This is a genomic window from Methanosaeta sp. UBA458 (assembly GCF_002496085.1).
GTDB classification, from domain to species: Archaea; Halobacteriota; Methanosarcinia; order Methanotrichales; family Methanotrichaceae; genus Methanothrix; species Methanothrix soehngenii.
This window is the reverse complement of the sequence record NZ_DAIK01000107.1, coordinates 534-12,665: the sequence shown is the minus strand read 5'-3', so window position 1 is coordinate 12,665 and position 12,132 is coordinate 534. Positions and strand designations below refer to the sequence as shown.

At 48.7% G+C, this 12,132-nt stretch carries 8 protein-coding genes; 5 read left to right on the top strand and 3 right to left on the bottom strand.

Translation table 11 applies throughout. The annotated features are described in order from the left end of the window. Positions 1–256: 256 nt before the first annotated feature. A complete protein-coding gene (ypfJ, locus tag BP822_RS07495; protein WP_013720444.1) occupies positions 257–1,117 on the bottom strand; it encodes a KPN_02809 family neutral zinc metallopeptidase in 861 nt (286 codons plus the stop codon). Between the two features lie 181 nt (positions 1,118–1,298). Between ypfJ and BP822_RS07490 the strand changes: the two genes are divergently transcribed. The 5 genes from BP822_RS07490 (at position 1,299) to BP822_RS07470 (ending at position 7,838) form a co-directional block, all read left to right on the top strand. Continuing rightward, a complete protein-coding gene (locus tag BP822_RS07490) occupies positions 1,299–1,691 on the top strand; it encodes a TM2 domain-containing protein (protein ID WP_202795804.1) in 393 nt (130 codons plus the stop codon). A gap of 689 nt (positions 1,692–2,380) precedes the next feature. Beyond that, positions 2,381–2,788 carry a hypothetical protein gene (locus tag BP822_RS07485; protein ID WP_013720442.1) on the top strand — a complete coding sequence of 136 codons (408 nt, stop codon included), beginning with the start codon at positions 2,381–2,383 and terminating at the stop codon, positions 2,786–2,788. Between the two features lie 203 nt (positions 2,789–2,991). Then, positions 2,992–4,599, top strand: a complete 1,608-nt coding sequence (locus tag BP822_RS07480) for a TrkH family potassium uptake protein (RefSeq protein ID WP_013720441.1) — start codon at positions 2,992–2,994, stop codon at positions 4,597–4,599. 393 nt (positions 4,600–4,992) lie between these two features. Continuing rightward, positions 4,993–5,694: a mechanosensitive ion channel family protein gene (locus tag BP822_RS07475; RefSeq protein WP_349681849.1), complete on the top strand. Its 702-nt coding sequence runs from the start codon at positions 4,993–4,995 to the stop codon at positions 5,692–5,694. Positions 5,695–6,041: 347 nt separating this feature from the next. Continuing rightward, positions 6,042–7,838 carry a KamA family radical SAM protein gene (locus tag BP822_RS07470; RefSeq protein ID WP_273278588.1) on the top strand — a complete coding sequence of 599 codons (1,797 nt, stop codon included), beginning with the start codon at positions 6,042–6,044 and terminating at the stop codon, positions 7,836–7,838. Between the two features lie 48 nt (positions 7,839–7,886). Here the strand turns inward: BP822_RS07470 and BP822_RS07465 are convergent, their stop codons facing one another. Further along, the gene (locus tag BP822_RS07465; RefSeq protein ID WP_286878077.1) at positions 7,887–9,179 is read right to left on the bottom strand and encodes a pyridoxal phosphate-dependent aminotransferase; all 1,293 of its coding nucleotides are present in this window, start codon (positions 9,177–9,179) and stop codon (positions 7,887–7,889) included. A 735-nt stretch (positions 9,180–9,914) separates the two neighbouring features. Further along, a partial coding sequence (locus tag BP822_RS07460) for a PAS domain-containing hybrid sensor histidine kinase/response regulator (protein WP_286878076.1) occupies positions 9,915–12,132 on the bottom strand: 2,218 nt, incomplete at its 5' end.

The following is a 12,132-nucleotide window of genomic DNA, read 5'->3' as shown; positions in this document are numbered from 1 at the left end:
CTACCCCTGCGCCCCAGCACTGCAGGTCCGTTCTCTGTAGCTCACGGCAGCTTGGCTTATGGAACGGCTCCTCGCCATTTAGCATGGGTGAACCTGAATCGCAAAATCTCTGTATCTCTTCGCCTTAGTGGTGAAACGCGATGCTCTGACCCAACAGCAGAGGCGCAGAGGAACAGAGGCCTTAAGACAAAAGAAAAAAAGAAATCAGGAGGGCTCGAATTTCATCCCTCTCTTATTTTGATCTCTCCTCATGCTCTTATTTTACCGGCGGAAGCAGAGAGCTGTCACATGCAAATAAATCCCCAGACTCAAGTCCTTTTCTGAAGGATGCCACCCGCTGGGCAGATGTGCCATGGGTGAAGGAGTCAGGCACCACATATCCCTGTGACTGCTTCTGCAGGCGGTCGTCTCCTACGGCGCTGGCGGCGTTGAGGCCCTCTTCGATATCCCCTGGCTCAAGAATGAGGTCCTGCTGGGATGCGCGATTGGCCCAAACACCGGCATAACAGTCAGCCTGGAGTTCCAAGGCTACCGATAGCTCATTGGCCTCCTTCTGGCTCACCCTCTTATTCATCGTATCCACGTATTGCAGGGTGCCAGTGAGGGTCTGAACATGGTGGCCGACCTCATGAGATATGACATAGGCCTGAGCAAAGTCTCCTGTAGCTCCCAGTCTATCCTGGAGTTCTTTTAAAAATTCAAGATCGAGATAGACCTTCTGGTCGCTGGGACAGTAAAATGGCCCCACCTGAGAGCTAGCCTGTCCGCAAGCAGACTGCACACCGCCGGAAAATAGAACCAGCTTTGGTTCTATGTAGGTTCGGCCCAGGTCCTCGGCAAAGATATCGCTCCAGGTAGCTTCTGTATCGCCCAGGACTAGAGATACGAACTCAGCACTCTCGTTCTGCTCCTCCGTCGACATCTGTGACCCCTGACTTGAGGCTCCGGTTGAGTCTATTCCCTGGATGATCTGACCGGGATCCACTCCTAAAAACATGGATATGAGAAGGAGCAACAAAATCCCAAGACCTCCGATGCCCCCTGCAGCCTTGCCAGAAATTCCAGAGGATCTGCGATCCTCAATATTCTCGCTCTTTCTGCCCGTGCGCCACTTCATTCATCAATCTCCTGCAAACTACCTCAAATGATATTGGATGCTCTTAAATGATCTCATCGATGAATGATAATAAATGATGCTTTCGCTGAAATAATGGAGCCAGTACAGCGGCTTGTCCAGCAGCAACATATTTAGGCGGAGAAGGAGAAATCAGATCATCCGTGCAGATGAGGTTGTGGCCTTGAATGAAGACAGCGAGAATATTGGTGGCTCTGAAGATGGAGAGAATGCCGGAGGAGAGAAGATTCTTGTCAAGACTGCAATGATTTGTCCTGAATGCAAATCCTGCATCGATAATGCGGCCAAGATATGCCCCATTTGCGGCCTGCGGATAAAGCATCTCCCCCGCCCGGCCAATGAGGGACGAAGCAGAATCACTGCCGCATTGCTTGCCCTGTTTTTGGGGATAGCTGGAGCGCATAAGTTCTATCTTGGAAGCATAAAGATGGGAATAATATATATCCTGATTAGCCTGACGGCAATCGGATTTGCCATAACACTCGCTCTTAGCATATATGATGCTATCATCCTTTTCACCATGTCAGATGAGGAATTTGCCAGGAATTATGATTGAAATCATAATAAGAGAGGCCGACCGGCCCAAATCTCCTCCTGGATTGAGTGATCGGCGATTCGGCCCTATCTGCTCAAAAGGCTGATTTCCATTGCCAGAGCCCTAGCTCCATCAACCTGTTCCGTCACTCTGCTGCATCACTAATCTCCATCTCTCTGTTCCGTAAACAATATCCATCACCCTGTTGCATAAGCAAATTCCATCACTTTTGCATCATATCATTCCATCTCCATAAAGGAAGATCCGATCCTCTTGCTTTCGCGATGTTCAAATGTGAGCAGTATATGCACGAGGGTATCAAGATATGCGCAGGATGTCTTTTTTGCGCATTAATCCCCATTTCCTCAAGGCTGGTTTTATTCTCATCCTTATTCTTATCCTCAGTCTGTCCTTCTCAGGAATATGGCCCATCCTCTCTTTGACGCAGCGAGCAGGCTGAGATTAATCTATATGTATATAAAAATTAAAAATAAACTCTATTGGATGGCATTCCCATGAGCCTAAGGTTTTCTGGCAAAATAAATGCCTTGTTTCCACCTGCTTCTACCAAGAAAATTTAACATAAAAGCCCACAATAAAATATATTTATCTAATAAAAATAACTCCAGTCCAAACTTTGAGCATACATCATTCATTAGATATATATACAACCGTCTTCGTGGTTTCGCGCAAAACACTGAGGCATAAGCATGAAGAATGTTGTGGTGATCTTAGCAGCAGCATTAATGCTGTTGGTTGCAGTTACAACTGCAAGCGCAGAGGAGACGGACAAAGTTGCTGAGGCAGCTATGCAAGTGGAAGAGTCTGCAAAACAGGTGGAAATAGCGGCACAGCTAACGGAGAACGCAACAGCAGATCTCAAATCTGCCGCTGAGCATGTGGAGAATCTGACCGCCAACACCACTGCAGCAGAAAACATAACTAAAGCAGCAGAGAAGGTCGAGCAGAAAGCCGAAGAAGCTAGCCAAGCAGCAGAAAAGGTAGATGAGGCTGCCCAGAAGGCAGAGGAAGCAGCAGAAAAGGTACCAGGATTTGCAGCAGCGCTTGCCGCCTTAGGATTCCTGGCTGTAGCCTTCATAGCTCTGAGAAGAGCCTAAGTAAATTGAATTTTAAAATCTTTTTTATATATCCAATTAGAAAAGACCTTGCCCGATGAAAGGCCTTTCCGCGCTATGGTTGCAATCCTTTAAAAAAATAATCCAAGATCAGGAATTCTTATACGGTCTCCTTCTCTTCTCCTTTGTTATATCAGACGGATATGGCAATTGTTATTAACATCCTTAACCGATCTCTCGACATAATGAAGATAAGGATCATCCTGAGGATCCTGGGCATGCTGGCTATGCTGCTGGGTACACTTATGCTCATACCAGGAATCGTCTCCGCCATCTACAAGGAGCCCCTGGGGGTGGTGGCCTTTGGCATCAGCTCTCTTCTGGCAATTATCGTCGGCCTGATCCTGAAGCATTTTGGGGAGAAATCCGATATGGGACGTAAGGATGCATTTGCTGCCGTCTCATTCGGCTGGCTCATGGCAGGGCTGATCGGAGCTCTTCCCTACTTGCTGCTGGGATTGGGGCTGGTCGATGCATTCTTTGAATCGATGTCCGGTTTTACTACAACGGGAGCTACCATCCTCAGCGAGTATGATTCACAGCACTATTGGACTCTAAGCAAGGAGGCAGTGCATAGCAGCCTGGCCTATGCACTCGTAGAGAGAACCACACATCAGCTTATCCACTGGTCCCCTATAGGGATAATCGAGCTCGATTTCGGCCTGACACTGAATTTTATCGATCTTCTCACTATAAAGGAAACCTACTTCGGCCTTCTATTCTGGAGATCTTTCTCCCAGTTCCTGGGCGGTATGGGTATAATCCTGCTGTTCATCGCCATTCTTCCCAATCTGGGCGTGGCAGGAAGAGAGCTTTATTCCGTTGAGGGCCTGGGCCTTATGAAAGAGGCGCTGACACCCAGGGTTAAGAGCACGGCTAAAGCCTTCTGGGGGATTTATCTTGGATTGACAGGAATGGAAGCTCTGCTGCTAGTGGCAGCAGGCCTCCCGGTCTATGACTCCCTATGCACATCATTTTCAAGCATTTCAACTGCAGGTTTTTCCCCAAGGGCCTACAGTATTGCGGAATACAATAGCATTCTGGTGGAGGCCATCATCTGCATCTTTCTCTTGCTCGGAGGAACCAATTTCATCATATATCATCAGATTATACTAAAGAAAAATTTAAATTATCTGATCAGAGATGCAGAGTTCAGGTTCTATATCATAATAGTGTTTATTTCGATTATTATATTGATGATCTTCGGGCAAATACCGGGAGGCTTCTTCGATGCCCTTCGCTCATCCGTATTTCAGGTGATCACCACTATGACCACCACCGGCTTTGTGAACAACTTCAATTATGACTCCTGGTCCCTGGCAGCAAAGCTCGTCCTGATGCTATTGATGATAATTGGTGGATGCACAGGATCGACAGGAGGAGGAATGAAGGTGGGAAGGGTGCTGATAGTCCTGAAATATGTGCACGCTGAGCTGATCCGAAGCCTCCACCCAAAGGCAGTTATCACCATAAGGATGGCAGATAAGGTGGTCAAGGAGAATACAGTCAAGTCCGTTATTCTTTTTATTCAGCTGTATGTAATGATCTTCATCCTTGCAGCCGTTGCCTTTTCCATCACCGAGGCATCAAACCCCCAGTTTGGTTCCTTATCTGCTATTTCCGCAGCAGCATGCTGTCTTGGTGTTGTGGGTCCGGGATTCGGGGTGGTGGCAATGGATTTCAATGCTATATCCGAATCCGGAAAGGTTCTGGCCACGTTTTGTATGTACATCGGCCGGCTGGAGATCCTTCCCGTGGTACTGATGTTCTTGCCCGAGACCTGGTCGGATTAGAGAGGTATAGGAAGGAATAGACTGGATGAGGATAGAGATGATACTGATATATACTTTGATCCTCTTAAAATAGTCAAGGACGATATCCTCATGGCTCGAAGCTGGTTTATCCCCGCATCCCTGGCGGTCTTCGCATTTGTGCTGTGGCTTACTACATTTATTTATCAGAGTAGCTATATCAACCGCACAATCATCACTATCATAGCGATTTTGATGATCTATATCGTATTCCGAGTACTTCTGGAAGATCGTATCATCAAAAATTTCACCTCCACCGATAAAAGATATTATTTCTCAAAGATGCTCTATTCCATATATTTATTAATTAATTTTATTATTATTTGGATTATTTGGGTGGAAGATATAAGAACTCTGCTGCTAGGATTCGGCCTGGTGGCAGCCGCATTTACCATCTCCATTCAGGATGTGGCAAAGAACCTAGTGGGTGGGCTGGTGATCATGTTCAATAGCATCTATAAAGTTGGAGATAGGATAGAGGTAGCAGGAAAGAAAGGGGATGTAATAGATATCAATTTGCTCCATACCACCATCATGGAGATGAGCGAATGGGTTTCCTCAGATCAGCATACCGGCAGGCTCTCCTCTCTGCCCAACTTTCTGGTATTATCCAATGCTGTGAATAATTATACTAAAGACTTTAGCTTTGTGTGGGATGAGATAACCCTCCCAATAAGCTATGACAGCGATTGGAGAGCTGCTGAATCATTGATCATGGATATCGTCATCCAGGAGACGCATATGATGAAAGAGTACGCTGAAGAGGAGATATCCCATATGCAAAGAAAGTATTACATCTTAAAAAGCTCAACCGATCCGGGGATCTTCTTTAAGCTCACTGACAACTGGATCGAATTGACGGCAAGATATGTGGCTCCAGCCAGGCAGAGAAGGATCTTAAGAACCAAAATCAGCAGAAGAATCCTGGAGGAGATACAGAGATCAGAAGGAATAAGAATAGCTTCGGAGAGCATCGAAATAGCCAGGTTTCCTGATACTGGCCTTCAGAGATCATCTATAGATCATTCGTCTCTCGATAATTCATCTTTTGATCATTCCCCTTTTGAGCATAAATGAAAATATTCATTAACCACATCGGGAGCGAATGACTCCGGGCTGCAAAAATGGGCTCTTCGCTGAATTATGTGGGTGAGGTCCGGGCAGAGATTATAGCCTCTGTTCCTCTGTGTCTCTGTGGTTGGGTTAGAGCATCGCGGTTTACCATAGAGGCACTGAGACATAGAGTTTTTGCGATTCAAGTTCACCCATTCTAGATAGCGAGGAGCCCAAAAATGTGATCTTTACTTGATCTTCTTGGCCTTGGTCGGGCATTGCATATGAATTTTTATATAAATATGATGCTTTCTTAAAGACTCCATATCTAAGAAAAATTAAAGTAAAATGCGGCAAGAAGAACACATGACATGACTGCGAGATGGGATACATGCTGGGACGCAGCACCAGAGCTGTATGTGCTGCTCAAGGAGAGCAAATCGTTAGAAAGCGCCCGCAATAAGGTGGCTCGATACATCGAGGCCAGAGAATGGACTTATGCATGCGATGTAAGTGAGATCGAGACATGGGATTACGTTCTTTTCAAAGAAGCCATACGAACACTCAAGAATGTAATATCTCCGAAAAATGAACGCATCTCCGGCACCTCTTCCCTGGAAAACCTCTGGAAGGCGGCCACCGATGGTGATTCTGACGTTGGTGACGACTTCATCGATGAGTTCGCCCATTTCTTTAAAGCGCTGAAAATGAAGGCGGATGTATATCCTTCCCGATTGATGGAAGGAATAGACATACCGAATTTCGATGAATTTGAGGGCCGGACCGCAGGAGTGATGCGCTCCGATTACCTGGACCAAATGGGAGAGCGAATGGACAGATACCTGTCAAGGTATAAATCGGGCCTCGATCCGGGCATTATCGAAAAGCGAGATGAGAATAGAAGGAGGATCCTGGATATCCTCAACTCCAACGAGGATGATTGGCAGGATTGGCGATGGCAATTTCGGCATGTTTTTAAAGATATTCAGGGATTAGAAACAATCAAAAGAGCAATAAAATTAGACGAAGAGCATGAAGCATCCATCAGACTGGCCCTGGAGAACCATGTGCCTTTCGGCGTTACTCCCCATTATCTCCATCTAATGGACAAAGAGCCCTCTGACATGGATTATGCTGTTCGCAGGCAGGTCTTTCCTCCGCTCAGCTATGTGGAGAATATGATCGCCCACAGAAAGGACAAGAAGTGGGCCTTCGACTTCATGAGGGAGAGGGACACCTCTCCCATAGATCTGGTAACCCGGCGCTATCCCCGGGTGGCCATTGTCAAGCCCTATGAGTCTTGCCCACAGATCTGCGTCTACTGCCAGCGCAACTGGGAGATCTCTTCTCCTCTCATGGCCTCCGCCCTCGCTCCAATGGAGAAGATCGAGGCGGCGATAGATTGGTTTTATGAGCATGAAGAGATGATGGATGTCCTTCTAACCGGTGGAGACCCCCTGGTGATGGATGACTCGTTGATCGACAGGATCCTGAACAGGCTCTCCCAGATCCCTCACCTGAAGAGCATAAGAGTGGCCAGCAGGACGCCAGCTACTGTCCCCCAGAGGCTCACCGAAGAGCTCTGCGAGATCTTGGGCAGCTACCAGGAGCTTGGAAGGAGAAACCTCTGCCTGGTGACTCATTTCATGCATCCCTATGAGGTGACACCAGAGACGCTGGCCGCGATAATAAGGGTGAAGAAGACGGGAATTGAGATCTATAACCAGCAGGTCTTCACCTTTGCCAACAGCCGCAAATTTGAGACGTCGTCTCTGAGGATTATCTTGAAACAGATCGGAGTGGACCCCTATTATACCTTTAATATGAAGGGCAAGACGGAGATGGAGGACTATGCTGTTCCCATAGCTCGCATCCTGCAGGAGCGCAAGGAAGAGGCAAGGCTGCTTCCGGGCATATTCCGCACCGATGAGCCGGTATTCAATGTCCCGGGGCTGGGCAAGGACCACCTTCGGGCCTGGCAGAACCATGAGCTGATTGGCATTACCTCTGAGGGGCGAAGGGTATACTCCTTCCTTCCCTGGGAGAAGAACATAGCCAGGGTGTTGCCCTACATCTACACGGATGTCTCCATTCACCGATACCTTCAGAGGCTGATCAAAAGAGGCGAGAACCCGGAGGATTACAGAAGCATATGGTATTATTATTAAGAGGATCGTTATGCGACACAACGGATGGCCTAAAAAAATCGGGACTGGCTACTCTTCCAGCCAGTCGACGATCGCCTCTATGCCTGCAAGGGTATCTTCGCAGTGAGCCTGGATGAAATCAGCTGGAAGCTCCTGGTGAGGGGGAATGGTCTCTCCCGCTGCCAGGGATCTGTTGCCGGCAAAATTGATGTAGGATATCCGGGCAGTGAGCTCCTCATGGGGCCTCTCGAACGCTCTTCCCGGCAGCATAGCAACGCCTTTTTCCTGCAGCAGCCTCTCGCAGAGCATGGTGCTGTTCAGCACATTCTTCTTAGCGAGCCTTCTGTAGAAGGGAGAGAAATCCGGGAACATGTAGAATGCACCCTCGGGCGCATGGACCCTGACCCCAGCATCTGCCAAATTTCGGTAGCACCTTTGTCCCAGGGCGGAAAGGATACGGCGGGCGTTCCAGAGGTAGCGCTCGATGGCCATTGATCCCCGGAATGCCTGCACACCGGCATACTGGATGGGTGCGCTCACCGAGGTGTATGTCTCGCTGGCCACAGCTGCCATTGCATCCATCAGCCAGTCCAGGCTCTGAGGAAAGGTGAATGTTCCCAATCTCCAGCCACCAGCACCGCACCACTTGGACAGGCCGGAGCTGATTATGGTTCCCTCTGGATAGTAGCGGGCAACTGAGACGTGACCGCCCTTGTGATGAAGCTGCCCATAGATCTCGTCAGAGAGGAGGATGATCTCATACTCACGGGCAACCCCGGCAATCTCTTTGAGCTCATCTGCGGTATAGGTGAGGCCATCAGGATTTCCAGGATAGTTTAGAACCAATATCCTTGGACGGTATAGATCCTGTTCCCCTTCCAGATGCTGGCGGAGGCGATCAGCGCTTATGTGCCATTTATCCTCAAAAGAGGTATGAAGCAGGCTTATCTTTTTTCCCAAGATCTGAGCTTGAGGGACATAGGAGACCCAGCAGGGTGTGGGCACGATGATCTCACCATAGAATACCAGCTGCAGCAAGAACATGAGCTCCTTTGAGCCAGGGCCCACAAGGACGCAATCAGAGTTAGCCTCCACCAGATCTTTTTGTCTGTGGAATCCAGCCACAGCTTCTTTGAGGGCAGAAAGGCCTTTGACGGGCAGATAATCTTTTTCATGAGCATGCAGCCGCAGAGCCTCGACCACCGGCGTCGGCACAGGGAAGGGGGATTGACCCAGTCCGAAGTTGTAGATCTTTTTCCCCTGTCCCTGCAATAGCTTTACCCTCTCATTGATAGCGAGGGTCGGTGATTCGCCCAGGCCGCGAACGTTGATATTCAGGCTGACGTGCTTTTGCAGGTTCATCTTAAGAACTCCTTGGTTTTTAACATTTTACGATTTGTTGATCATTAGCTGGCGGGCCATCATTTAAATAGATGGTCAATAGATGAATTCTTAATTCAATTTTGTTCGAGCTAATACGGGTGCGAAATGCTTCCAGGATTCTGCACTCTAGTCCCTATTGCAGTCCCGACCGAAAACTACAAATATCTATAATGATTATATAGATAGATTGCCGTCTCATGAAAGGGTCTGGCGGGCGTACTGTGGGCCAAAACGCATCCGGCAGTGATCTGCTGAATCTGGCCATTGATTTGCCTCTTCCTGCGAGCAAAAAATTCGTGCCGCTCCTGGGAGCAGGTACATTAATCCGTGATGCAGATGATGCATGCCGTCGAGGTAATTGCATTCGGTTGCGCGCCTGCGGGATAACAGGCAGGATGAAAAAGAATTGCGTCCCGTGATTGGCACAGCAATCTGCCTGAGATCTCGCGCCAATACACAGTCGGGACATGAGGCGGCACCAGATCAAGATGATGCCGAAATCGAGATGTAGCCACACAGTGAGATTCTGTGGGATCCCTGAGGGGATTGTGCGATTCGGTGTTGTGCTACCTCGTGTTCGGCGCCACAGCCAAGATTCAGGCGGATCGGCCACCACCAGGATACCAGGTTCCTCCAATTGAAGTGGGGCGATTCATTTCCGATCCGCCTGAATCTTGATCCTATGCTCAGAAGATCTCCCAGCCCTTTTCCTGCTTAGCCCTTTGCCACAGCTTGCAGGGCTTCTCTTATAGCCTCTATCTTGGTGGGCTTCATTATATAGCCGTCCATCCCAGCCGCCAAACACATCTCCTGATCTCCTTTAAAAGCAGATGCAGTTACTGCTATTATCTTCGGGCCTCCCTCAGGCCAGCGACGGCGTATCTCCCTCGCTGCCTCCAGGCCGTCCATCTCCGGCATCTGCACGTCCATGAATACCAAATCGTATCTCTTCTTCTCCAGCGCCTTCAGGGCCTCGATGCCGCTGGACGCTACATCCGCATTATAGCCCAGCTTACTGAGCATCTTCTTTGTGACTATCTGATTGACTACGTTGTCCTCTGCTAGCAGGATATTCAATTCGGAATTAGATCTCTCCAGATCCTTGATCTGCTTCCCGTGTGCGTACAAGTTGTCCGGCTTTGACAGATCTAAGGGTTCGCCGATGATAGGATCCGCCCGAATTGTAAAATGAAATACTGAACCCACTCCAACAGCACTCTCAACCCACATTCGTCCATTCATCATCTCTGTGAGCTTCTTGCTTATGGCAAGGCCCAATCCAGTGCCGCCATACTTGCGTGCCGTCGAGGCATCAACCTGGCTGAAAGATCGAAATAGGCGGGACATCTTGTCTTCAGGGATTCCTATTCCAGTATCCTTCACCGCAAAATGAATCTCATATCCGCCATCATCCAGATTGGTGTTTGATACAGAGACTGCAATCTCGCCTTGCTCGGTGAACTTCAATGCATTATTGAGCAGGTTTATCAGGATCTGACAGAGCCTTGTGGGATCTCCCATGATAAATTGGGGGACGTTCTCTTCGATTTTATATGAAAATTTTATTCTTTTATCGCCGACGCTCCCGGACACGAGATCCATAGAGGATTCAATGCAACCCTTAACATCGATTGGCCGGTGCTCCAGCTCTGTCATGTTCGCCTCGATCTTGGTGAGATCGAGGATATTATTGATGATAGAGAGGAGAGTATCCCCGCTGATGCGGATCATCTCGACGCATTCCCTTTGCGCCGAAGTCAGCTTCTCATCCTTCTCATCCATGAGCAGTTCTGTAAGACCGATAACAGCATTCATTGGCGTCCGGATCTCGTGGCTCATGTTGGCCAGGAACTCGGACTTTGCCCGGGTGGCTGATTCAGCCATCTCCTTGGACCTTTGGAGCTCCTCTTCCACACGCTTTCGATCTGTTATATCACGTATCGACTCAATCGCTCCCCAATAATCTCCATTTGAGTCATAGAGCGCAGATGCGCTTCCCAGGAGGTATGCATCGCCTTTTCCCTGCAGGGGCATGTAGGCCTCGCCAACCAGCGAGTTATCCTCCTCATCTCTCTTTAGGTTCTCATATTTCTTTTCAAATTTTGGATCGATCTTTGGATCAATTCCTTTTGCCATATCTATCAGTGTAGGCCTTCGTTCTCCGTAAAACGGCAGAGAATATTCATAGTCTCCCTTGCCCAGGATCGACTCGGCCTCGACGCCGGTCATCTTCTCAATGGCGCGGTTCCAGGAAATCACCTTGCCATTTTTGTCAACCACAAATGTGGCGTCAGGCAGAAATTCGATGATATCCGCCAGCCGACGCTCAGACTCCTTCAGAGCTCGCTCTGCACTCTTGCGGGCGCTGATATCTATCAGCACATGGACTACCCCGGTGATCTTGCCATCTGCATCCTTGAGAGGACTGCTACGAGATATCCAGGTCCTCCCGTCCGGAGTGATCAGATCGCCCTCCTTGGATGCGCCCATATTGATAGCTTGTGCCACTGTACAGCCTGAACAGGGCTCACTGCGACCGAATATCGCCTCATAACAACAAGCGCCACGCATTTCATCAGCAGAGAGGCCGATTGATTCTTGCAGGTTATCATTGATCCAGATTAGTCGCATAAAAGGATCGAGATACTCGACAGCGACATTCTTCAATCCGCCCAGAATTGCCGCCTTCTCCTGCTCTGATTCGCGCAATGACTTCTCTACGCGCTTGCGTTCTTCAATCTCGGTAAGCGTTGTGGTGAGCAGTTGATTCCTCTCATCGAAGACTATCTTCTGGCGAACGAGCATCAGCCCCATGACCAGCCCTACGCAGGCTGCTATTATGGATTGGTTGACTGCTTGGGAGTATTCATATCCCCAGATGAGAAGAGAGAATGTGGCACCAATTCCCAGGTATGGCAGGTAGGCCATAAGT